The following is a 23,271-nucleotide window of genomic DNA, read 5'->3' on the forward strand; positions in this document are numbered from 1 at the left end:
AAAAAATGCCTGAAATTCAATCAGGCGTTTTTTTTAAGATTCTATAGAACTAATAATTCCTAATAACTGATTTTTTAAATCGGGATTAATAATTCCGTTAGAAGTATCAAAGTTTTCAAAGAAACTTGGCAACGAAAGACTTCCTTTTACAACACCACCTTGAAATGGAAAACGATTTTTTGCAATTTCTAACACAGAGCTTCCGCCTCTTGACCCGGGAGATGTAGATAAAAGTAACATTGGTTTTTCTTGAAAAGTTTTCATGTTAATGCGTGAGGTCCAATCAAAAATGTTTTTAAATGCTGCCGAATAAGCGCCATTATGTTCTGCAAAAGAAACAATGATTAGATCTGCACTTCCTAATTTGGTATAAAAATCTTGAGCTAATTGCGGAATTCCATTTTCTTTTTCTTTATCTGTTGAAAAAACCGGCATTTCAAAATCATTTAAATCGAGCACTTCGACTTCTGAATTTTTAAATTGATTCGCAGTATAAGTTGCAAATTGTTTGTTAATTGATGTTTTGCTTGATGAAGCGCCAAAAGCGATAATTTTTTTCATTAATTTTTTTCTATATAATTTTTTGTTTTTAATACGGCATTTTTCACCATTTCTAAATTATTAATTTCAGATTTGGTTATTTTATCAATCCAATTTATGGTAAAAGTCATTTCTGTTTCATTATCTGAAATAGCTTTGATGTCATTATCTACATATCCTTCAAATTTAGGATGTTCCAATATCAAAAAGCGGACTTTATATGGAATGAATGTAATTTGTTCTTTAATAACAACTGCATTTTCTTCGGTAGTAATTGTCATTTGTCTGGATACAAAATCTTTGTTTTTATCCAAAATAATTACATTACTTACACCTGGAACAAAGTTTTCAGGTTTTTCAATTTTAAAAATTAGATGTTCCCAAACTTTTTCCAAAGGCGCCTTTACAATTGTTGAAAATTGAACCATTTATTTAGTATTCAAATAATAAGATAATGCGCCAGAAGGACATTTCTTAATGGTTTCGATAATTTTTTCTGTAGTAGAATTGTTAGCCGTAATCCAAGGTTGTTCTTTTGGTTTAAAAACATCAGGATTATTTTTCACGCAATTTCCAGAATGAATACATTTTCCAGATTCCCATACAATGGTCACTTCACCATTTGTATATTCTTTTTTTAAATTTTTTGGATCCATGATTATATAGTTGTGTTAATTAGAACTGTGTTTTTTAGTATTTTAGAAACGGGACATTTTTCTGCAATAATTAGTAATCTGTTTTTGGTTTCTTCATCAATTGCATTCGAAAAAGTGATTTCTCTTGTTATGGTTGTGGTTAACTCAGGATTGTTTTCTTGATACAAATTTAATGAAATATTTATTTCTCGAATATCCCAACCTTTTCTATCAATATACATTCGTAAAGTGGACAAAGTACAACCTGCTAATGATGCCAAAAGTGTAGAATACGGATCAGGGCCAAGATTTTTTCCACCAATACTTTCAGGTTCATCCATGATTAATTGTCCGCTTCGCCAAGAAATGGTACACAAATATTTTTGCACCCCAATATTTCCTGTAATGTTATTTTCTAATAGGTTTGTCATAATTTTTCACATAAATACCTACAAAGTTTCAAAAACCTTGTAGGATAAATTTTATTTATAAAACATCTCTAAATTCTGGAGTTTTATCAAAAACACTTTTTGCAAACGGGCAAAGTGGAATGATTTTAATCCCTTTTTCTCTGGCGAATTCTACGGCTTTTGCCACCATTTTTTTCCCGAAACCCTTTCCGTTATTTCCTGGATTCACTTCTGTGTGATCAATAATTATTTTATCATCACCAGCGAAAACAAAAGTCATTAACGCTTCTTGTTTTCCGTCTATTTCAATGTAAAAAGCTCCGTTTTTATCATTAATTTTTAGTTTCACTTCTTCTGTCATATTTATTTTTTTTCTGAACACTAAAACCTGAACACTAATTATTGTTCCATCGGGATTTCCATTAATAAAAACTTCGCATCTGATGTCGCTTTAATTTCTAAAGTTTCAAAATTAGTAATTCCTAAACCATCACGAGTTTCTAATTCTTGCCCGTCAACAGTAATTGTTCCTGAAATTACAAAAATATACATTCCGTTTCCTTCTTTTTTTAATTCGTAGGTTTTAGAGAAGTCTTTATCAAAATCAGCCAAATGGAACCACGCATCTTGATGAATCCAAACTCCAGCATCATCTGCATTTGGAGAAAGAATTTGCGCAAAATTATTTTTTTGTTCAGTTACATCTAGTGTGATTTGTTGGTATCTTGGTGTTACATTTTTAGTTCTTGGAAACAACCAAATTTGAAATAGTTTTGTGTGTTGGTCGTGATTCGGATTGAACTCACTGTGACGAATTCCTGTTCCAGCACTCATTACTTGTACATCTCCAGTTTTGATGGTTTCGGCATTTCCCATACTGTCTTTGTGTGCCAAATCGCCTTCTAACGGAATGGTAATAATTTCCATATTGTCGTGACCGTGTTCGCCAAATCCCATTCCGGCGGCAACTGTATCATCATTTAAAACACGTAATGTTCCAAATTGTACTCTTTCTGGATTGTACCAACTTGCGAAACTAAAACTATGGTAAGCATTTAACCAACCATGATCGGCATGACCTCTTGTATTTGCTTTGTGTAAAAGGGTATTTTTCATAATATATAAATTTAGTAATTATTATGATACAAATTTACACAGAAGAGAAACGAAGGGCACTTAACCTAGATTAAGAAATTATTTTTTTAATAAACGCGCTTTCATTTTACTAAAGAATTCGGGAGTAACACCAATATAAGAAGCGATGTTTTTTTGAGATACTTTTTGAATTAAAGTTGGATATTTTTTACAGAATTTTTCATAACGCTCTTCAGCAGTTAAACTCAAATTATCCATGAGTCGTTCTTGGTGAGAAACCAATGAATTTTCGGCAAGAATCCTAAAAAAGCGTTCTAATTTTGGAATTTGCAGATATAATTCTTTATGGTCTTCTTTAGCAATACTAACCACTTCGGCATCTTCCAGAACTTCTATAAAAAGATTTCCTGGTTTTTGAGAAATATAGCTATACATATCGCCAATCCACCAACCTTCGCAAGCAAAATGCAAGACATGCTCGATAATATTATCGTTGACATTAAAACTTCGTAAAATTCCAGAGTTTACAAAATAAGTATGTTTGGATATTTCGCCCGAATTCAATAAAAGTGTTTTGGCTTTTAATGTTTTTGTTTCGGTTTTGGATAGAAAAAGTGCTTCTTCTTCTGAAGTTAAAGAAACGTGTTTGGCTATGTTTTGAAGTATGGATTGCATTACTTCAAAAATACAATTTTGATTTCATTATCCTCGTTATAATAAAATAATTATACAAACATAAGTGAGAATTATATAACAAACATAGGTTCTACAGTAGTTAGCTTCGCGACTTTATAATATTTTAAAAAGTTTTGCAATGTGGCGATTAAATAGAGCTCTGATATTGGTGTTTTTTGTTAGTTACACTTCGTTTTCACAAGTTGATTATGAGAATATAATTATCAAAAAGAACATATCACAAGAATGGGAATTGGATAGTATAGATAAAAAAGGAAATTTTCGATTGGTTTCCTATCGGCCTATTTATTTTTCGGCAGCACGTTGGTCTAGTAAGAGTAATTCGGAGCCTTTTAATGAAAGTGGAGAATTTAAAACTAGAGATAAAAATATTTTTAATTCGATTGAAGCTAAATTTCAAATAAGTTTTAAAAGTAAATTAATTCAGGGATTTTTTTTTGGAAGAGGCGATTTGTGGGTAGGTTATTCTCAGAAAGCACATTGGCAAGTATATAATAAAAAACTTTCTAGAGCTTTTAGGGAACTAAACTATGAACCAGAAATAATTTTTAATTTTCCTGTAAAAATAAATTTGTTTAATGGAAGAATTAGAACTTTTGGCGTTATTTTAAACCATCAATCTAACGGGAAAGATATACCTACTTCTAGAAGTTGGAATAGAATAATTCTTAACATAGGGTATGAAAATAAGCGTTGGAAAGTAAATTTTAGACCTTGGTATCGTTTGCCAGATACTGAAGACGAAAACCCAAATATCACAACTTTTATTGGCGATGGCGAGTTAGAAATGGGAACCACTTTTGGCAGACACGAATTTTATACTATTATGTCTCATTCTTTTAGCACATTGCAAAAAGGGAACATACAATTGAATTACGTGTTTCCTATTCACGGGCATTTGAGAGGTCATGCTCAAGTTTTTCAAGGATATGGCGAAACGTTAATAGATTATAATGTGAGCCAAACAACTATTGGGTTAGGAGTGTCTTTTTCTAATTGGTAAGGTTTTGTGACAAAAAATTTATTTTATTTTTTTTGTCACAACTTTTGTGACAATTTTTTTAAAAAGAAATTTTTGTCACACTTTCTGTGTCAATTTTTTCGAATGGATTTTTTTGACACAAACAAAAACTACATCTTAGGTAGACAACAGCTTTTATATTGGGTCTGAGTTGGTGTGTCTAACCCAAACGATTCACTTCCCGAAACAACCCCGAAAAAGATGAGATTTTAGGTTTTGGATGGTCATTTTGTTTTGATTTGTTTATACCTGACAGGTTTTTAAAACCTGTTAGGTGTTGAGTTTGCTTACTTCCCGAAACAAACCCGAAAAAGATGAGGTTTCAGGTCTTGGATGGTTATTTTGTTTTGATTTGTGTATACCTGACAGGTTTTTAAAACCTGTCAGGTGTTGTGTTTGTTTACTTCTCGAAATGATTTATAAGATGAGGTTTTGATATTTTAGGTCTTGGATGGTCATTATATTTTTAATTATATTACTTTATCTCAACGCATCCTTCAATATCTCTAGGTCTTTTACTTCTTAATAAATAGCAAATGTCATTTTTCTCATCAATTGCAATGTAATTTGATTTGCTTTGTGTATCTAATAGTTTTTTTTCTTTAATTAGTCTTAATTTCCAATTAGGCATATTTAATGGTGGAGTAAAATTTTCTAAAATTTGATCAAGAGTTTCAACTTTTAATTTATTCAGTAATTTATTGATAAATATACTTTTATCAGTGTTATAAATATAATATTCTAATTCTCGATAGTTTTCAATTAGACATCTTTTAGTTGCATCATTAACATTCCATCTAGACCACCAATATTCATAAAAATTATATGCACCATGATCTTCTATGGTAAGTAATGCTCTTCTTATATCGTTTGAAAAATCTAGTAAATTATCATCATTTCCAAAATTATCAATTATTGCCTTTTTTATTTGAACAAAAGAAACTTTGTCAAAATTAGAAGTATTATTTTTGTATCCAATGCATTTAAATGCAAAATCAATCCTTCCTTTAAAAAATGATAAATCTTCCATTTCAAAAATTTCATTTTTAAAATCAGGATTTTCAATTATCAGTTTTGCCTTAATTTTTTCCTCTTCTATTTGATCTCTTACGAAAGCTGAAGAAAAATTTCCTTGGGATAAAAACACATATATATCATTTGATCCTTCTGATAATTCAACAATTAAGTTTATTACACGATCGAAAGCCTCAGGGCTTCTAATAATATCTTGTCTTTTACCACCTTTTTGAATACTACCTCTAGTAACAATATTTCTTATCACTCTCATCCAGTCAAGAAATTTAGAGTGGTCAAATTCAGGATTTTTAAGTAAATATTCTGTTTGTGCGAATAATAATGCTTTTTGGCTATAAGATGCGCTCTGAGTATTTGCAGAGTAAATATTGTCTTCAAAAACAACTTCTCTTAAAAAATTTGATTTTGGTTTATGAGTAAAAAGTGGAAAATTGATAGACAAATCTAAACCACTGTAATTTTTGGAATAATATTCAAGAACTTGACATAAGTATGAATAGGTTTCACTTGAAATATAATTGTTTTTTATACTATTTTGATTATCCTGTAGACTTTGAATTATTTGAATTCTATCACTGTTTTTTTCAATTGCAACTCTATACATTGTTAAAGTTGATAAAAATCGCATTAATGCAGTATCAATTTTAGTATTCTTTTTAAAATTCGCCCAAAAGAAATCGGTCCATTTTGTATCAATTTTAAATGCAAAAGTATCAATCGGGCTTAAATTAATCTCCCATTTATTATCTATAATATATTTTTCAAAGCTAGCTTTAAAGTTTTCGAAATGAGTTAATAACTTACCTCTGGCATTCATTTTAATATATAAATCATCTGTTAATCCAATATCATCTAAATCTATGTTATAAAAGCTTATAAGATTATCTGTTGTTAATTTTTTCCATATGTTTTCAGTTTTATAGAATTTACTATGAATTGCATCTAAAGTTCTCAACATCGAATTAATAGTTGGATCATTTTTCCAAGAAAGGAAAAACCATTTTGAGTTTATGATTTGTGTACTTATTTGAAAGTCATCATTATCTACTATTAAAACATCATTTTTTATTAATGCCTCACAAAATTCTCTTGAAGTTATTCGAGTTTCATAACTAAACTTAACTAACAAATCCCGAGCTTCAATTATCTTGTTCTCTTTTATAGCAGAATACCAATGTAACAAAAATAAGGTTGTTAGCCTTTGTTGACCATCTAATGGCTGGTAGACATTATCAACTTTACTCCCATAAATAAAATCTAATTTTAAATCAGTTTCATTATCAATGCTTTCAAAAATTGCATTCAAAAAATTATCTCTAATCTCCTTTTTATCTTCTCTTCCTTGAGCATAATCTCTTTGAATTATAGGAATTTCTATTTTATCTTCACCTTTTATTAAATCTAAAAAAGTAATTGAATTATGGTTTTTATTGTTAGTCATTTAACTTAATTTTAAGTGGTTTTTTAAAACATTAAATAAATCTTTTTCATAATTTTTCCTGTCTTCTTGAGTCCAAAAAGATATTTTTGGGGGATATTCACTAAAATATTTTAAAAAAACATTTTTAGTACATATTGGAATAAAAACACCTTGTTTATCTCTGTCAATTATTGTTTTACGTTTTACTGGAAAAACAGCATTTTTATAACTTCTATTTGTTTCTGAATCCAATAATGTCAGATTTGAAATATGATCTAAGTCCTCTTCAACGATTTTTTCATTAAAATGAGAAATAATATCTTCATAAAGCAATGCGAATTTATCATCATCATTAAATTGACTAAAACTATCTACTTTGTTTTTTAAATTTCTTCCTAGATCATTATCCAAATCAATAAAGACTGAAGATTCTCTTACCCAAGCTTCTCTTGTTTTTTCAGAAGGTATATTATTGGAATCTTTGATTGATGTAATATGTTCAATATCCCAATTGCCATTTTTAAATAAATCAAAAGGAAAATATGAATTATCAATTTTACTATTTAATAAAGTTAATATGTTATAAAGGAGTAAAGTTTTTCTAACATTCTCTTTATCTTCGTATTGCAAGTTCTCTAGATCAATATTTTTAACACTTTCTTTAATTAATGAGTCTAGATAATCTTTAAATTCAGATTTAGTAAAATCAATTGACTTATTGTAAAGTTCTTTTATTGTCTTATGATTTATACATACCAAATATCCAATTTTATGATATAAATCTCTTTCTTCAAACCATTCACTAAATCTTTGAAATCTTTGTTTAATTTCTTGCCAATTATTATCAATTGTTTTTTTTGATTTATTATAAAATTTTTTGTTAAAGAATCTAAAGGTATCATACTTATCATTTTTATCAACTTCATCGTTCATAATCTCAAAAATAAATTCTATCCTATTTACAGATTTTTCCTTTCCATTTAAAAAATACCAAAATCTATTTTTTTGGAGTGATTGTTCAATAAAATCCCACTCTGTAGCAATTTCTAATTGTCTTAATTTAGTTTTTTCCTTGTTTCTATCTTCAAAATTTGAACTATTTAAAAATAAGGCTTTAATTAATTCCGAATTAGTTAATGGTATTTTTCCAACATTAATTCTGGTGAAAATTGAAATTGAATCATCTTCATTACTTTCGTACCATATTACTTTTGCATTATTTATAAATTTAGAAGTAAATTCAAATACATCATAACTGTCTCCTTTTTCTAAAAACCAATTATCAATTGTTTTGTATGCATCTGTAATATAAAAATAATCAATATTTTTAATTTCATTGTCAGGTACTAAATCTTCATCTAATTTTTTCAAAAAAGTTGATGATTCGCTTCTTGTTTCATATTCTAATTCAAACAATTTTAATTTACCCTTTCCTCTATATTGATTAAGATGTGTTAAAATTAAATAAATAGAAGTTAATCTTTGTTGACCATCAATTACTTCAAATAAATTCCCCTTTTTTTTCTTAACTACAATTGGTTGTAAACAATACCAAGTTTTATGATCTGAATTTTCAACTTCTCTCGGCTTAAAATCTGAAATGTCATTTAATAAATCAATAACTTCATTTTTACTCCATCTATAGCCTCTTTGATAAGAAGGTATAAAAAAATTAAATTGTAATAACTCATTGATTGTTTTTAATTCTAATACATTTGCCATTTATTTTAATTTATTTTTTAATTAAACGAAAAGTAAAAATTCTAATTCTTGTAAATATAATTTTTATTTTATCCAATCCCTAAAAACCCCATCCATCTTCTTTTCATTACTTATTTTACTCAAGTGTTTCTCATTAAAAACTACCTTTTCTCAACTTTAACCAAAAAACAACCAGAAAACCACTTATACCTTCGTGGTTTTATAATATTCTAAATTTAATGACTAAGGATGCCACTCATTGCCTTCTTCTCCAAAATTCGGACTGGCACCAACGTCTTTCATGGCTGTAAAAAAGGGTTTTATGTTTGAGGTAATACTCCCAAATATGGTTAATTTGTTGGGTGTAGTCCGCTTGGAATGCGGCTTCTTGCTTCTTGTCTGATAGTGCTATTATTTGGTGCTTTTGTAGAAGCTCTGTAAGCTGTAGGGCACTTGCCATGGCGTTAAACATGCCTTGGGACGAAAGCGGATCAAAGCTTAGCGCCGCATCGCCAAGTGCTGCCCATTGCTTACCTACTACTTGATGCAACCTAGTAGAATTAGCGGCTACTGTGCCCTGAAATTGTATGGGCTGCTTATTTTTGGCAAGAATACTAGCCATTTGTTTATTACCTTTTGCCAATTGCAAAAAGGAATCGGCAGTTTTTATTTGCGTTCTTTCTATCAAATCAGAATCGGTTTGAAACGCTATAACTCTTTTATTATTGGGTAATGGTGCGCTGTACCACCAGCCTTGTTCGCAAGACGAAATAGTACTCATGGTTATGGTTTCATGATTGACTACAATGGCCCAAGTGGCAATAAGTTTGTCAAGAGATTCTCGTTTAATGTCTAATGTTCGTGCAAAATGAGATTGTCTACCACTTGCGTCTATAACAAACTTAGCGCTAATGGTTTCCGTTGCGGGTTCTAGTAATGCATCGGAGTCTTTGATACAAATAGTCCAATGGTTAGTATCATAAGTAGCCTCGTGAAGTTTATACCCAAACAAGCAGTGAACCCCACGTTGTTGTGCACTTGTTCGCAAATAGAGTTCAAATTCTTTTCGGTTTAACTGCCAACCAAAACCATCGGGATTGCGCAAATGATCTACAATAGTACTCGTTTCGCTTCCCCAATACGATTGCGTTCCTGTGTTTTTTTGTTGCACTTGTTTGTTAGCAATATATACTTCGTTTTCTAGACCCTCTAATAAATCTAGTTGTTTTAGAATGCGTCGGGCAGCAGGTGGCAAACATTCGCCAATGCGATCAACAGGTTGTAACTCTTTGTCGATTAATGCTACTGTATAGTTTTTAGAAAGAGCGATGGCAGCAGTGCAACCTGCAATGCCACCGCCTATTATAACAATATCTATTTCTGTAACCGATTTTATACTCATTTATAAAATGTTTTTTTACAATTATCTTGGTGAGTAACGTCTAAAACGGTTTCCTTTGTCTGTGCCTGCCAAGCTTATTTTATTACTGCCTGGATGTTTGGCTTTTGCCAATGTAGAAGCTTTAGAATTTAGTAAATTCAGTAATTTTTGCACACTTGGTGTAGCAGCAAAATCTTGATTTAATTCGTTTTCAACTAAAGTAATCAATTGGTCTTTGGCAGAAGATAATACGTCTTGTTCTGTAAACAATTCTTTATGTGATAAGTCCGTAGTTGCTGCTTTAAGGGTATTTTGAATGGCTTTGCTAAGCGGTTTTTTGCTTTTTAAGAGTGCCTCTAAATCCTTAATAGCTTCTTTGAGTAAAGTGGCTTCTTGCTCTGGAGTTGGTGTAATACCCACTTGCATTTCGGGTGGGAAATTCTCATCATTTAACACGCCTTTTCTAGGTTGTACGACAGCCAATTTATCAAAATATTTAACCATACTATTAATCTGATTGGTATAAGTTGGGTCTTGCCCGTCAAGTGGTAAATCGTCTAACCACATTTTACGGAAAGCAAAAGCTTGTTTGCGTGTTTCTTCAGCATTATTGTCATTTATCACTTCATTATAGCGGGCTTCGTCTAAAATATTATTCGGCACACGAGCAGGCCAGAATGTAGGGACATAAGGGTCATAAGATGAAGTATAACCATCTCTACAACTAGCAGTATCCGTTTGCCATGGAATAGCCATCCAGCGACTAATTCCACCAGCGACTTGTCCGCCCAACAAAGGTCCTTTGGCTAAAGTAAACACATCGCTATTCATCATTGGACCATAATAACTGCTGTCAACCAACGGCGTTTTAGGCGCATGAAGCAATCGGAACGGTGCCATATACATACCAGCAGTTCGCATAGGCCATGTCATTTCGCAACCTGGGTGAAAGGCATCTGCCAAACAAAATTCCATAGCGGCTTTGGTCATCATATCAGGTTGTTCGGCAACAGGTAATTTATCTAAAGTAATGGGTTCTGGCACATGAGGGCAACCCGTCATGTCTATGTAATCAGCATCAAAATCTCCTTTTACCCATTGGTCTATAAAAGATAATTGTAAGTCGGATAACACAGAATTTTGTCTCATAGAACCTACTGTTGGGATGCTAATGGCATCACCGTAAAGCCAAGGCCATAATTGAGGTGCTTCTGCTCCTGAAGTGTCGTATCTTCTGAAATTATTCGAAATCGTACGTCGCATTTCTATATTGGCAGAAGAAGGATCGTTTAATTTTACCTTCCATTTTGAGGTAGTATAATCAAATTGTCCACCCCAACCAAAAGCCGCCGCAAAGGCTGCATTTACCCATTGTAAATTTGTCATTCGTTCAAAAATAGGCAAGATGTCCTTAGTAAATGAAGGTCGAACAGGACGCGGCATCATACCAGAGGTTATAGCTACATCACGCATTAAATCCCACATGGTTCTCACGGATTTTTGCATAGGAGCATAATCAGGTGGTGCACAAACAACCCAAGCAGGATCTACTTTAAGCGCCACACCATTATATTCTACTTCGGCAGTAACGGGACCGTCTGAAATATCATCATACCAGCCTTCGTTGTTGGCAAAAGTAATGGCAATATCTCCTTTTAAATTTTCAGAAAGACCATGACCACCAAGCATAATTAAACGCCCTTTTTCATCGGTACGCATTTCACCTAGATAAACGGGCTTTTCTTGAAATTTCCCTACAAATTGATGCCCGTTTGTTACATTTGGTTTGTTTATGGTTTGTTTGCCACCATCAATAATGAGTGAGTTTCTATCTTTTATATCAATGTTTCGAAGTAATGAAGGTGGCGCATCAGCAGCATCTGGAATGTCCAGCGCAATTTGAAATTGATACCAAGAGGCCTTTTGATTGGCTAAATGCGAATGCCAAACGATTTTTGAGTTGGCTGCTGTTAATTCTTTGATGGCTTTTCCAGCGGCATTTAAACCGTATATTCTAAATTGTGCAGCTTGTCGTTTTAATGCGCCAGTATTATCACGATACGCATTATCACCAGACATTGGTACAGGCTCTGAAACCAATGGGCCAATAAAGTACTCGTTTTCACTATTACCTACACGTGTCACGCCAATAGGAGGGTAGATTCCTGCTTTAACGATACAATCACTATTTTCGTCTACATTACCTTTGAAAGGGCGGTTAACTTTTTCTGGTTCTTGGGTCGATTGTCCGTTTGCTTGATGACGAACTTCTGAACTGGCTGCATACACTACTTTTCGTACAGCAGCAATAGAACCTAGTGGTTCATGTTCTTTTAGTGTGCGGAAAATATTAAACGAAAGATTTGTGCCAAATTCAGATTGACCAATGGCACAAATGTCTTGTTCTGGAAAATAAAGTTCTGCAATACTGATATAAGGACTTTCCTCTGTGCTCCAAACGGCTTGTGCATCGTCTAGAGGCATGGTTTTATCGTTGGTACGCAACTGAATCTCAAAACGAAATTTGGCCGATTTAGTTCGAAGGCGTTGTTGTAAATCAAGGGCTAAATAATTGTTATCGTCAAATGGAGCACCATGATAGGTATCTTCAGGGACTAGGCGGTATTTTACAATTTGTTTTTCACCTAATTTAAAAGGAAGAATTGCCCAATAACTAGCACTCAGACAACTGGCTTCTTCTTTGTTCATGGCGTTAAGAATGGACGCCAGTTTTGGATGTTTATTGATGTACGAATCGTAATCTTTGTCAATAACTCCAGCTGTAGTAAAACTGCACATTTGTTGTGCATCACGAGCGAAAAAACGATCAATATTTTGGAAAATGAAATCGGCGTTAGTTCCTGTACCCAAAAGTTTAGGACCATCGACACCAAAAAGCTTTAAGCCAATACCTAAAGTAGAATGCAAATCTGGTGAAGAAGGGCTGGTATCACTAGAGAAGCGAACGGCACATTCGTAGGAGCTACCTGCAAAGATTCCGATTTTGTATTTAGGATCAATATCTTTATTTATTGTAAAAGTCCCGTAACCAATTCCGTGTTGTTTTCGAAAAACAGGACGTTCAGCTGGTTGCTGTCCGCTTTCGATACGGGTTTTTTGTCCTAGTTCGACAAACATTTCTTCGAGACGTTGCGTAACTACTTTTATATTGCCATCGCTATCCCAACAAGCCACATTATTTGCTGTAGGTTTTTTTGATGAAGTTGTTTTGTTATTAGTGCTATTCGATATATTTAATTTTTCTGAGTTGGTTTCTTTTTTAGCCATTTTTTATGAGTTTTGATTGTCGTTTTGTGTCACAAACATAGCTCATTCGGTTATTTTAAAATAGGGTATAAATACGTGTTTTTCATTTTTTTTAGTAGAAAAATACTATCATTTATATGAAATTTCCTAAAATTAAAGAGTTTACAAAATAAGTACATTTGGCAATTTCGCCAGCACTTAATAAAATCGTTTTTGCTTTATATTTTTTCGTTTCAGTTTTTGATAAAAAAAAACATGTTCCTCTTGAGGTTTAAGAGAAACATGTTTAGAAATGTTTTTAAGTACCAATGTCATTACATTTTCTTAGGAAGTAATTTAAAATAAGACACCACAAAACGACCTTTTTTTATTTCGCCAATCACTTCTGCAGTTCTGATTGCTTCACAAAAACCGTCTTTGGCATGCGCATCTCCATGTTCGTCTATTTTTACACCATCTACAAAATAAGATTTACCACCTATGCGAACAGCGAGATCACAGCCTTTTGGAGTCATGCCGAATTTGCATTGCCCACATGAAACTTCGACTAGTTGTATTTTTTGAGTGCTTTTTTTCTCTTGTGCATTAATTAGAAATGCAGTAAGAAATAATAATAGTGTGGCTATTTTTTTCATAATTTTAAACGTTTACTTTGCTTTCTTTAATTTTTTCAAGATTACTTTTTTTAGAACTCTCGACACATCTTTTTCCAGGACCACAACTTAATCTATGTGGTCCACAAGAAGTCAAGAATAATAATGTTATGAGTACTAAAAATATTTTTTTCATAATTTATGAATTTACTGTTACTAAGGTAGCAATTTTTTTAGCACGTTCTACAATTTCTTCGATAGGAGTTTCTAAAGTATCGTTTGCTAAAACCACGCCCATTCTTCTGTAGGGTCTTGAGGTTGGTTTGCCGAAAATTCTAAAATCGGTTTTGGGTAAACATGCGACATTTTCTATGCCAGAATAGGTTGGATTATTTGAATTCTCAGAGGCTAAAACAACAGCGCTGGCTCCTGCTTTTTCTAAAGTAATTTCAAAAATCGGCAAACTTAAAATAGCTCGTAAATGCAGTTCGAATTCGTTAAAATTTTGTGTGCCAGCTAATGTTACCATTCCTGTATCGTGTGGACGAGGAGATAATTCTGAAAAATATACGCCATCATCAGTTAAGAAAAATTCGACACCAAAAAGACCTGCACCGCCGAGCGCTTCGGTAACTTTTCTCGCCATATTTTGTGCTTCTTGTAGGTCTTTGTCGGAAATTCTGGCTGGTTGCCAACTTTCTTGGTAATCGCCACGTTCTTGACGATGACCAATTGGCGCGCAAAATAAAGTTGGATTATTATTTTGAGCAACGGTTAATAAAGTTATTTCGGAATTAAATTTCACAAAAGCTTCTACAATCACTTCTACCACATCACCACGAGAACCTTCTACGGCATAGTTCCAAGCTTTCTCCATATCTTCAACTGTTTTTATAGTTGATTGTCCTTTTCCAGACGAACTCATCAATGGTTTTACAACACAAGGCATTCCGACTGCTTCTACCCCTTTTTGTAATTCTTCGGCAGAAGTTGCATAACGATAATTGGCAGTTTTTAAACCTAACTCTTTAGAAGCTAAATCACGAATCGCCTTTCTGTTCATTGTAAAATTTCCCGCTTTTGCTGAAGGGACAACCGTAATTCCTTGTTTTTCGTAATTATAAAAACGTTCAGTGCGGATGGCTTCTATTTCGGGAACAATAAAATCAGGTTTGTGTTTGGCAACTATTCTGTCTAATTCAGCACCATCGAGCATATTGATGACTTCAAAACCGTGAGCGACTTGCATTGCTGGGGCGTTTTCGTAATTATCGACCGCAATGATGGTTTGTCCAATTCGTTGCGCAGCAATAGCGAATTCTTTTCCTAATTCTCCTGAACCGAGTAATAATATTTTTGACATTTGTAATATTTTTGAAATAAAAAAGCCCCAAGTTTCCTTGAGGCAATATATTAAGCTAACACTTCTTTTATTCTTCGAATGGCTTCTGTAAGTAATTCTTCGCTGGTTGCGTAGGAGATTCTTATACAGTTTGGGTTGCCAAAAGCATCACCAGTAACGGTTGCTACATTGGCTTCGCCTAATAAATACATGGAGAAATCGTCGGCATTGTTTACGGTTGTTCCACGTAGTGTTTTTCCGAAATAAGAAGAAACATCTGGGAATACATAAAAGGCACCTTCGGGCGTATTTAGTTTTAACCCAGGGATTTGTTTAATTAATCCTACGACTAAGTCACGACGACTTTTGAAAGCTGAAACCATTTCGTTTAGGACTTTTGGATCGGCATCGACTGCAGCAATAGTAGCTCTTTGTGCTATACTATTGGCTCCGCTAGTTACTTGTCCTTGCATTTTTGTACATGCTTTTGCAATAAACTCAGGAGCGCCAATATATCCGATTCTCCAACCTGTCATGGCAAATGCTTTGGCAACACCATTTACAGTGATTGTTCTGTCGAACATTCCTGAGATTGAGGCTACGCTACAAAATGTTCCTGAAAAGTTAATGTGTTCGTATATTTCGTCCGAAACGATAAATATGTTTGGATGTTTTTCTAAAACTTTGGCTAGAGCCGTTAATTCCTCACGACTGTATACTGAACCACTTGGATTACAAGGAGAACTGTACCAAATCATTTTAGTTTTTGGGGTGATAGCTGCTTCTAATTGTGCTGGTGTAATTTTGAAATCACTTTCTACAGATGTTGGAACTTCAACAGGAATTCCGCCAGACATTTTGATGATTTCGTAGTAAGAAACCCAGTATGGAGCTGGAAGAATTACTTCGTCACCATCATTAATCATCACTTGTGCAATATTGTATAATGATTGTTTTGCTCCTGTAGAAACTACAATATTAGATGGTTTGTAATCTAAATTATTATCTCTCTTAAATTTTCTACAGATAGCTTCTCTAAGTTCTGCATATCCTTCTACAGGTGTGTAAGTGCTGTAATTTTCGTCGATAGCTTTTTTCGCTGCTTCTTTAATAAAATCGGGTGTGTTGAAATCTGGTTCGCCTAAACTTAAGCTAATGATGTCTTTTCCTTGAGATTTTAATTCTCTAGCTAATGCTGCCATTGCTAAAGTTTGAGAAGTTGTTAAATTGTTTATTCTATCCGAAAGAAGATTTTCCATGAATTGTTGTTTGTTTTTAGTATGTACAAATATAGATTAAAAAAGAAAGACGCGCAATTGCGCGTCTTAAGTTTTAGATTTTTTATGCTGTAAGCAAAGGTTTTTGTCCTAAGTCTTTCAGATGCTTGAAGTGAGCAATAACAGCACTTGTCATCGTTTTATATTCATGATAAGGTAAATCACATTCTTTTGCAGTTTGTTTTACTATATCTGCAATTTTTCCGTAGTGAATATGACTAATATTAGGAAAAAGATGGTGTTCTACTTGGTGATTTAATCCTCCAGTGTACCAGTTAACAATAGCATTTTTTGGCGCAAAATTTACAGTAGTAAATAATTGGTGTATAGCCCAAGTGTTATCCATTTCACCTTCTTCATTAGGATTAGGATTTGTTGTGTCATCAATAATATGAGCTAACTGAAATACAATACTTAATATTAATCCAGCGGTGTAATGCATTACAAAAAAACCAACTAATACTTTCCACCATGTTACGCCAACAATCATTGGGATTACAATCCAAACTGAAAAATAAATTATTTTAGTAATTACTAAAGTCGTCCATAAAATTTTTGCGCTTTTTGGCTCTCCATAAGACAATTTTCTTTTTAGATATCCTTTCATCTGTTTAAAATCGGTAGTTAGACACCAATTGAAAGTTAATAAACCATATAAGAAAACAGAGTAATAATGTTGAAATTTATGAAAACGTTCCCATTTAGCCTCTTTAGTAAAACGAATAACACGACCAGCATCTAAATCTTCATCATGTCCAGGAATATTAGTGTATGTATGGTGTAAAACATTGTGTTGTACTTGCCAGTTGTAAACATTTCCTGCTAGGATGTATATACTTCCTCCCATTATTTTGTTTATCCAATTTTTATTCGAATAGGAACCGTGATTTCCATCATGCATAACATTCATTCCAATTCCAGCCATTCCAATTCCAATAAGGATTGAAAGGACAAAAAATAATCCAAAATGAATATTCGGTAATGTGATTATAATAAAATAAGGAGCTAAAAATACCGAAAACAAAATAAATGTTTTAAGATATAGTTTCCAGTTTCCTGTTTTTTGAATATTTTTTTCTTTAAAGTAATTGTTAACTCTAGAATTTAATGTTCTAAAAAACTTTAAGTTATCTTGCTTTGCAAAAGTTGGGGTGTTATTATCCATATAATTTTAAATATTTGACAAAGGTAATTATTATTATTTTTTTGATAGTTAAAATTGAGATAAAAATTTTGATTGTAAAGTATTACTTTTGTTAAAAAAATAAAGATGGAAGAAATTTTGAAGTATTTCCCCGATTTGACCGAAAATCAGATTTTACAATTTCAAAAATTAGAAGCGTTATATCACGATTGGAATGCTAAAATTAATGTAATTTCTAGAAAAGATATAGACGAATTATACACCAAACACGTTTTACACTCTTTAGCTATTGCCAAAATTCAAAAATTTGAAGCAGGAACTTATATTCTTGATGTTGGAACAGGTGGAGGATTTCCAGGAATTCCGTTAGCCATTTTATTTCCAGAAACTCGTTTTTATTTGATAGATGTTATTCTGAAAAAAATAAAAGTGGTTCAGGTTGTTGCCGAAGCGTTAGAACTTAAAAACGTGAAAGCGGAACAAATTCGTGCCGAAAATGTAAAAGGAGATTTCGATTTTATCGTAAGTCGAGCCGTAACAAACATGCCAGATTTTGTTTCTTGGATAAAAGATAAAATCAAAAAAAACAATAAACACGAATTAAAAAACGGGATACTTTATTTAAAAGGAGGAGATTTAACTGAAGAATTGAAAGATTTCCCAAAAGCTACGGAATATAATATTTCAGATTTTTTTGAAGATGAATTTTTCGAAACTAAAAAAGTAGTTCACGTACCATTGAAATATAAAGTATAAAAAAAAGCTCCGAGTATTTCGGAGCTTTTTTTTATTGAAATTTATTGTTTTATGATTTGTTTCACTGTTCTATTCTTATCGTTTTCAAGAATTAAAAAATAAGAACCTTGCGATAAATTTGAAATGTCTATTTGCAGATTATTCGGATTTAAAACAATTGGTTTTTTATCTAAAATTATTCGCCCTCTTAAATCTACGATTCGAGCATTTGCATCAGACAAATTACTACTGCTTGAAATTGTAATTATCCCGTTACTAGGATTTGGATAAATAGACAATCCTTTAAATTCATTATTATTTGTTCCTAAAACATTATCTACAATAACCTGATAAGGTACGCTAGTTATTGCCATTCTTGCACAATCATTTGTAAAAGCAACTCTTGCATTCCAAATACCTTCGTCATTGCTATTGTCTACAATCGATGTGATTATAGGATTTGTAGTTCCTCTTGAAGCCCCAGTTGGGTCAAACCATTCGATAGTTCCGTTATATAAATTTGTAGGTATTTTTAACTCTAAATTAGCACCTTGGGTAACAGTAACGCTTGTTCCAGAAATAAAACTTCCGCTGTTTACACTCGATTGTGTTTGCCCGTTTAGGTTTGGATTACTAGGATAAATAGTTATGGTAACAGGAACTGTTTTTGTGGGATTATTGTTTGCCGAAACCATAATTGTATAAGTTCCAGGTGTAATATTAGTTACATTCATTGTTACAGTTCCGCTTGTAGAAATGGTTGTTGGATTAAATGTAATTGTCGAACCTCCTGGAGCACCAGTTGTAGAGAATGTAGTTGCAGACAAGCATCCGTGTAAATTATTGTGATTAAATGTAAATGAAGCGTTACTTCCGTTACAAGCCACAACAGAACTTGGTGTACTTAAAGCAAAATTGAAATCGGGTTTTACAATTTCGCACCAAATAAAATCTACATTTTCCTGTGTGATTTTAACATGACCTTCGTTTGTAGGTGGCATGAACCAATTTTTGAAAGGTGTTGTGTTCGATGTTACTGTATTTATTCCGTCCCAAGGAGTGTCTTTTACACCTAAGTTAATTGGAAAATAATAATTGGGCTGATTGGCAGTAATTACGCCACCTACATTAAGTGCCATAGCACTAACAGTTGGAATAAAACTAAAATAATCAGCTTTCATAGCGCCAAGAAAGTTAGTTAGAACTGCATTTCCGGTGCCTAACGAAGCCGCTAAACCACTCATATCAAACAAACCACCAGATGCCGAATCTACACTAGCTGTGTTTGCACTTTGTTTGGCAGAGGCAATAAAAGTGTCTTGGGTTACCCAAAAGAAAATTTGTGCTTGAATTTTAACATCAACGATGGTTTCTTGAATATTCGCATTAGGCATAAACTCACAAAAAGTCTGCGCTCTGGTATTTAATCCAAAAACAGTTCCAGTATCTATGTTAGCAGGACTTGCTGCGGTTCCTATCAGATCAAATCCTGGGAGTATATCCGTTCCGTTTTTTGCTTTAAATTTTGCATTTACACCACTTCCATTAGTCATAGAAACATTTCTAGTGGTTTGTGGGAAACCCATTGTATTTATTCTGTTTTGAAAATTATTTCTATAACCTGGCGCACCGGTTGGGGTTAATGGCAATCCTGTTGTAGGAACTCTTGGATCACTTACTCCAACGATGCTCGTAGTGTGTGCGTCAAAATGATCTACTAGCATTTGTCTTGCAGCTGGGGAACGCAACATACCATCTACTAATGGTTTTACTGCATCAACATCACCATAACCATAAGCGAAATAATTAAATAAATGTTGTAAGCCAATAGGTACATTAGCACCATAATGAGGAGAATCAAAAGATACCCAAAGTCTTGTTTGAGGGTTTAGACTATTTTGTTCCATATAACGTAAAGCATATCTGGAAACTAAACCGCCCATACTTGGTCCTATAATGACATTTTGTTCGGTACCAATTTTTTGGGAGTTAATTAATTCGATAACAGTTACTAATGATAATGCGTTTCTTTCTATAAAATCGGCACCACCATCTATAACTTTATTAGCAGCATCGGTGTAAGTTGGAAAATTTACGATAACAACATCAAAACCCTCTTCGGCTCTTACTTTGTCGCCTAAATTTCTAGTTATACCACCGGCATCAGTATAAGTTAATAAGTTATAAACTGCTGCTGTGTTTCTAGAATCTGATGGATCGAAACCGTCAACTACAAATATTGGCTTGTCAAGAATTCCGTCAGGGCTTAAAAAAACTTCATATTCGCATTTTCCTGGTGAGAAATCGGTAGCACCATAAATTGCTAAATCTGGATTTCTTGTTGCGGTGATTAATGTTGGTGCTCGTCTAAATAATCTTAAAGTATCTTCATTCGAATAAGTAACGGTTAATGAAGATTTTCTAACTTTCAAATCCCCATTTGCAAATAAGATATTAAAAACTATTTCTTTTTGACCTTCACTTGGGTAAACGACAGAAATGTTTTTGTCGAAAGACACATTAACCAATCCTCTTCCGTCACCGAAATCTGCTTTTATCGAAGTAATTTTGTTTGAAGTGGTATTTACAAACATTTTACTATCTAATTGAAAAGTAGTTTCAACGCCTTTTTTTCGTAGTGTAAGCGGTGCAATTATAGTGTTTGAGTATTTATCGAAAATATAAGCGTTAGAATTACGGGTTACTACATTATTAGTGATTTTTATTAATCCTTCGTCGTAAGTTTTTTTGCTTATAATCTCGAAATCGGTATGGATTAAACCTATTTTAACAACTTCCGAAGTTGTTTCTAATCTCATTTCAGATTTGATTAAATCACTGTTTCGGAATCTTTTCTTAGTATCCGATAATTCTAATTCTTTGTAGGATTGATGAAAACTATACATTCCGTAAGTATCATTTTCTTGTGCCAATACAGAAAATGGCTTTACATCAGTAAGAAGCAAGGAGGTTTTCATTCCGCTTCGGTCTAATTTTGAAAAATCAACTTTCTTCTTTTCTTGAGCTTGTAAAATCCCTGCTAAAAGCAGAAAAAGTAGTAAGTATTTTATTTTCATAATGTCAAATGGTTTTTTTGGTTTTTGGTTGTTTTTCAGTTAAAATATTATGCATGCATAATAAATTTTTTACACAATATATAAAATATTTAATAATTAACAAGTTTTTATGCACATATTTAGTTTATGTAAAATAAAAAAGCCTGACACAGTCAGGCTTTTGCAAATAATATTTTTTTGTATGAAATTATCCCAAAAATGGATAGCTATAATGTTCTGGTGTGACAAAAGTTTCTTTGATAGTTCTAGGAGAAACCCAACGCAATAAGTTTTGTGCAGAACCTGCTTTGTCATTTGTTCCTGAAGCACGAGCGCCACCAAATGGCTGCATTCCTACTACAGCTCCAGTTGGTTTGTCATTGATATAGAAATTACCTGCAGCATTTTGTAAAGCTATTGTAGCTTCTTCAATTGCATAACGATCTTGACTTAAAATCGCACCAGTTAAAGCATATTCTGAAGTTGAATCGACTAATTTTAGAGTTTCTGACCAGTTTTTATCTTCATATATATAAATAGTCATTACTGGACCAAAAAGCTCGGTTTCCATAGTGGCATATTTAGGGTTTGTAGTAACAATTACGGTTGGTTCTATAAAGTAACCTTTAGATTTGTCATAATTTCCGCCTACAATAATTTCTGCGTCAGCATCTTTTTTAGCTTGGTCTATAAAACCAGCTAATTTATCAAAAGAACCTTCGTGAATAACGGCTGTAACAAAGTTACCAAAATCTTCTGGCGAACCCATTTTCATCGAATTCACATCAGTAATTAATTGCTCTTTTACTGCGTTCCACATAGATTGTGGAATATAAGCTCTTGAAGCTGCTGAACATTTTTGCCCTTGAAATTCGAAAGCACCACGAGTAATTGCCGTAACAACTTGTTTTACGTTAGCCGATGGATGCGCTACAATAAAATCTTTTCCTCCTGTTTCTCCTACAATTCTTGGGTAAGTTTTGTAGTTGTGAATGTTTGTTCCAATTTTTTTCCAGATTTCTTTGAAAATAAAAGTAGAACCTGTGTAATGAATTCCTGCAAAATCTGGCGAAGCCAAAACCGTATCAGTAATCATGACTGGATCGCCAAAAACAACATTAATTACGCCGTCAGGAACACCAGCTTCTTTGAAAACATCGATAATAATTTTTGCAGAAAATACTTGACTATCACTTGGTTTCCAAACGACAACATTACCCATTAAAGCGGCACTTGCAGGTAGATTTGCTGCAATTGCTGTAAAGTTAAATGGTGTAACAGCATAAACAAAACCTTCTAAAGGTCTGTATTCAACACGGTTCCACATGTCTGAATTTGAGGCTGGTTGGTCTTGGTATATTTGTGTCATAAACTCTACGTTGAAACGTAAAAAGTCTATTAACTCGCATGAAGCATCAATTTCTGCTTGGTGAATCGTTTTAGATTGTGCAATCATTGTTGCCGCATTTATTCTTGCTCTATATGGTCCAGCAATTAGTTCGGCTGCTTTTAGGAAAATAGCTGCACGTTGTTCCCACGCCATGCTTGCCCATTTCGTTCTGCTTTCTAAAGCATTAGCAATGGCTTTTTCTATATGAGATTTTTCACATAAATGATACGTTCCCACGATATGTTGGTGATCGTGTGGTGCCGACATGTTTTTTGTATTTCCTGTACGAATTTCTTCCGACCCAATGTATAAAGGCACGTCGATGGTTTCGTTCCACATTTTTGTGTAAGCCGCTTGAACTGCTGCTTTTTCTGGTGAGTTAGGCGCGTATGATTTTACGGGTTCGTTTACAGCTTTTGGTATATTGAAAAATCCTTTTAACATTTTTTAGATTGTTAGATTGTTAGACTGATTAGATTTTTAAATTAAAAAATCTACACAAAAGTACAAAGGAAAATCTGATAATAGAAATT

The 23,271-nt window shown here is 33.0% G+C and carries 20 protein-coding genes; 2 read left to right on the plus strand and 18 right to left on the minus strand.

The window, feature by feature from the left end; genetic code table 11:
• Window positions 1–33: 33 nt before the first annotated feature.
• The 7 genes from ABI549_RS02800 to ABI549_RS02830 all read right to left on the minus strand — a co-directional run bounded on the left by ABI549_RS02800 (window position 34) and on the right by ABI549_RS02830 (window position 3,355).
• Window positions 34–561: an NAD(P)H-dependent oxidoreductase gene (locus tag ABI549_RS02800; protein ID WP_348074932.1), complete on the minus strand. Its 528-nt coding sequence runs from the start codon at window positions 559–561 to the stop codon at window positions 34–36.
• Window positions 561–968 (minus strand): AtaL-like protein, encoded by a 408-nt coding sequence (locus ABI549_RS02805; protein WP_348074933.1) that lies wholly within the window; start codon window positions 966–968, stop codon window positions 561–563. Before ABI549_RS02805 ends, ABI549_RS02800 begins: the two co-directional genes overlap by 1 nt.
• Window positions 969–1,196 (minus strand): (4Fe-4S)-binding protein, encoded by a 228-nt coding sequence (locus tag ABI549_RS02810; protein WP_348074934.1) that lies wholly within the window; start codon window positions 1,194–1,196, stop codon window positions 969–971. It lies immediately after the preceding gene.
• 2 nt (window positions 1,197–1,198) lie between these two features.
• Entirely contained in the window at window positions 1,199–1,606 is a 408-nt protein-coding gene (locus ABI549_RS02815; protein ID WP_348074935.1) for an OsmC family protein, read from the minus strand.
• Window positions 1,607–1,661: 55 nt separating this feature from the next.
• Entirely contained in the window at window positions 1,662–1,946 is a 285-nt protein-coding gene (locus tag ABI549_RS02820) for a GNAT family N-acetyltransferase (protein WP_348074936.1), read from the minus strand.
• 38 nt (window positions 1,947–1,984) lie between these two features.
• Window positions 1,985–2,701: a pirin family protein gene (locus ABI549_RS02825; RefSeq protein ID WP_348074937.1), complete on the minus strand. Its 717-nt coding sequence runs from the start codon at window positions 2,699–2,701 to the stop codon at window positions 1,985–1,987.
• A 78-nt stretch (window positions 2,702–2,779) separates the two neighbouring features.
• Window positions 2,780–3,355: a Crp/Fnr family transcriptional regulator gene (locus ABI549_RS02830; RefSeq protein WP_348074938.1), complete on the minus strand. Its 576-nt coding sequence runs from the start codon at window positions 3,353–3,355 to the stop codon at window positions 2,780–2,782.
• A 139-nt stretch (window positions 3,356–3,494) separates the two neighbouring features.
• Between ABI549_RS02830 and ABI549_RS02835 the strand changes: the two genes are divergently transcribed.
• Window positions 3,495–4,379, plus strand: coding sequence for a phospholipase A (locus tag ABI549_RS02835; RefSeq protein WP_348074939.1), 885 nt, complete (start codon window positions 3,495–3,497; stop codon window positions 4,377–4,379).
• Window positions 4,380–4,872: 493 nt separating this feature from the next.
• On the opposite strand, the gene ABI549_RS02840 is transcribed toward ABI549_RS02835, so the two are convergent.
• From ABI549_RS02840 to ABI549_RS02880, 9 genes are all read right to left on the minus strand, one after another.
• Window positions 4,873–6,873: a DUF262 domain-containing protein gene (locus ABI549_RS02840; RefSeq protein ID WP_348074940.1), complete on the minus strand. Its 2,001-nt coding sequence runs from the start codon at window positions 6,871–6,873 to the stop codon at window positions 4,873–4,875.
• Window positions 6,874–8,574 (minus strand): DUF262 domain-containing protein, encoded by a 1,701-nt coding sequence (locus ABI549_RS02845; RefSeq protein ID WP_348074941.1) that lies wholly within the window; start codon window positions 8,572–8,574, stop codon window positions 6,874–6,876. It abuts the gene before it with no gap.
• Between the two features lie 235 nt (window positions 8,575–8,809).
• Window positions 8,810–9,955: an FAD-dependent oxidoreductase gene (locus ABI549_RS02850; RefSeq protein WP_348074942.1), complete on the minus strand. Its 1,146-nt coding sequence runs from the start codon at window positions 9,953–9,955 to the stop codon at window positions 8,810–8,812.
• Between the two features lie 21 nt (window positions 9,956–9,976).
• On the minus strand, window positions 9,977–13,222 hold the full coding sequence (locus ABI549_RS02855; RefSeq protein ID WP_348074943.1) for a LodA/GoxA family CTQ-dependent oxidase: 3,246 nt from the start codon (window positions 13,220–13,222) through the stop codon (window positions 9,977–9,979).
• Window positions 13,223–13,515: 293 nt separating this feature from the next.
• A complete protein-coding gene (locus ABI549_RS02860; protein ID WP_348074944.1) occupies window positions 13,516–13,836 on the minus strand; it encodes a DUF6370 family protein in 321 nt (106 codons plus the stop codon).
• A gap of 4 nt (window positions 13,837–13,840) precedes the next feature.
• Window positions 13,841–13,990: a hypothetical protein gene (locus ABI549_RS02865; RefSeq protein WP_348074945.1), complete on the minus strand. Its 150-nt coding sequence runs from the start codon at window positions 13,988–13,990 to the stop codon at window positions 13,841–13,843.
• A 3-nt stretch (window positions 13,991–13,993) separates the two neighbouring features.
• On the minus strand, window positions 13,994–15,157 hold the full coding sequence (purT, locus tag ABI549_RS02870; RefSeq protein WP_348074946.1) for a formate-dependent phosphoribosylglycinamide formyltransferase: 1,164 nt from the start codon (window positions 15,155–15,157) through the stop codon (window positions 13,994–13,996).
• Between the two features lie 50 nt (window positions 15,158–15,207).
• Complete coding sequence (locus tag ABI549_RS02875) at window positions 15,208–16,395, minus strand: pyridoxal phosphate-dependent aminotransferase (protein ID WP_348074947.1); 1,188 nt, start codon at window positions 16,393–16,395, stop codon at window positions 15,208–15,210.
• A gap of 82 nt (window positions 16,396–16,477) precedes the next feature.
• Complete coding sequence (locus ABI549_RS02880) at window positions 16,478–17,578, minus strand: acyl-CoA desaturase (RefSeq protein WP_348074948.1); 1,101 nt, start codon at window positions 17,576–17,578, stop codon at window positions 16,478–16,480.
• 105 nt (window positions 17,579–17,683) lie between these two features.
• On the opposite strand from ABI549_RS02880, the gene rsmG reads away from it, so the two are divergent.
• Window positions 17,684–18,313 (plus strand): 16S rRNA (guanine(527)-N(7))-methyltransferase RsmG, encoded by a 630-nt coding sequence (rsmG, locus tag ABI549_RS02885; RefSeq protein WP_348074949.1) that lies wholly within the window; start codon window positions 17,684–17,686, stop codon window positions 18,311–18,313.
• 41 nt (window positions 18,314–18,354) lie between these two features.
• Here the strand turns inward: rsmG and ABI549_RS02890 are convergent, their stop codons facing one another.
• Complete coding sequence (locus tag ABI549_RS02890) at window positions 18,355–21,369, minus strand: T9SS type A sorting domain-containing protein (protein WP_348074950.1); 3,015 nt, start codon at window positions 21,367–21,369, stop codon at window positions 18,355–18,357.
• Window positions 21,370–21,556: 187 nt separating this feature from the next.
• A complete protein-coding gene (gene pruA, locus ABI549_RS02895) occupies window positions 21,557–23,182 on the minus strand; it encodes an L-glutamate gamma-semialdehyde dehydrogenase (protein ID WP_348074951.1) in 1,626 nt (541 codons plus the stop codon).
• Between the last annotated feature and the right edge of the window lie 89 nt (window positions 23,183–23,271).

Source organism: Flavobacterium sp., from assembly GCF_039932285.1.
GTDB lineage: Bacteria > Bacteroidota > Bacteroidia > Flavobacteriales > Flavobacteriaceae > Flavobacterium.

Excerpts from the sequence above, each read along its gene's own strand:
- ABI549_RS02880 (WP_348074948.1), bottom strand. The coding sequence starts at position 17,578 with ATGGATAATAACACCCCAACTTTTGCAAAGCAAGATAACTTAAAGTTT.
- rsmG (WP_348074949.1), top strand. The coding sequence starts at position 17,684 with ATGGAAGAAATTTTGAAGTATTTCCCCGATTTGACCGAAAATCAGATT.
- ABI549_RS02800 (WP_348074932.1), bottom strand. The coding sequence starts at position 561 with ATGAAAAAAATTATCGCTTTTGGCGCTTCATCAAGCAAAACATCAATT.
- ABI549_RS02850 (WP_348074942.1), bottom strand. The coding sequence starts at position 9,955 with ATGAGTATAAAATCGGTTACAGAAATAGATATTGTTATAATAGGCGGT.
- ABI549_RS02820 (WP_348074936.1), bottom strand. The coding sequence starts at position 1,946 with ATGACAGAAGAAGTGAAACTAAAAATTAATGATAAAAACGGAGCTTTT.
- ABI549_RS02865 (WP_348074945.1), bottom strand. The coding sequence starts at position 13,990 with ATGAAAAAAATATTTTTAGTACTCATAACATTATTATTCTTGACTTCT.
- pruA (WP_348074951.1), bottom strand. The coding sequence starts at position 23,182 with ATGTTAAAAGGATTTTTCAATATACCAAAAGCTGTAAACGAACCCGTA.
- ABI549_RS02830 (WP_348074938.1), bottom strand. The coding sequence starts at position 3,355 with ATGCAATCCATACTTCAAAACATAGCCAAACACGTTTCTTTAACTTCA.
- ABI549_RS02835 (WP_348074939.1), top strand. The coding sequence starts at position 3,495 with ATGTGGCGATTAAATAGAGCTCTGATATTGGTGTTTTTTGTTAGTTAC.
- ABI549_RS02810 (WP_348074934.1), bottom strand. The coding sequence starts at position 1,196 with ATGGATCCAAAAAATTTAAAAAAAGAATATACAAATGGTGAAGTGACC.
- ABI549_RS02840 (WP_348074940.1), bottom strand. The coding sequence starts at position 6,873 with ATGACTAACAATAAAAACCATAATTCAATTACTTTTTTAGATTTAATA.
- ABI549_RS02815 (WP_348074935.1), bottom strand. The coding sequence starts at position 1,606 with ATGACAAACCTATTAGAAAATAACATTACAGGAAATATTGGGGTGCAA.
- ABI549_RS02825 (WP_348074937.1), bottom strand. The coding sequence starts at position 2,701 with ATGAAAAATACCCTTTTACACAAAGCAAATACAAGAGGTCATGCCGAT.
- ABI549_RS02855 (WP_348074943.1), bottom strand. The coding sequence starts at position 13,222 with ATGGCTAAAAAAGAAACCAACTCAGAAAAATTAAATATATCGAATAGC.
- ABI549_RS02805 (WP_348074933.1), bottom strand. The coding sequence starts at position 968 with ATGGTTCAATTTTCAACAATTGTAAAGGCGCCTTTGGAAAAAGTTTGG.
- ABI549_RS02860 (WP_348074944.1), bottom strand. The coding sequence starts at position 13,836 with ATGAAAAAAATAGCCACACTATTATTATTTCTTACTGCATTTCTAATT.
- purT (WP_348074946.1), bottom strand. The coding sequence starts at position 15,157 with ATGTCAAAAATATTATTACTCGGTTCAGGAGAATTAGGAAAAGAATTC.
- ABI549_RS02890 (WP_348074950.1), bottom strand. The coding sequence starts at position 21,369 with ATGAAAATAAAATACTTACTACTTTTTCTGCTTTTAGCAGGGATTTTA.
- ABI549_RS02875 (WP_348074947.1), bottom strand. The coding sequence starts at position 16,395 with ATGGAAAATCTTCTTTCGGATAGAATAAACAATTTAACAACTTCTCAA.
- ABI549_RS02845 (WP_348074941.1), bottom strand. The coding sequence starts at position 8,574 with ATGGCAAATGTATTAGAATTAAAAACAATCAATGAGTTATTACAATTT.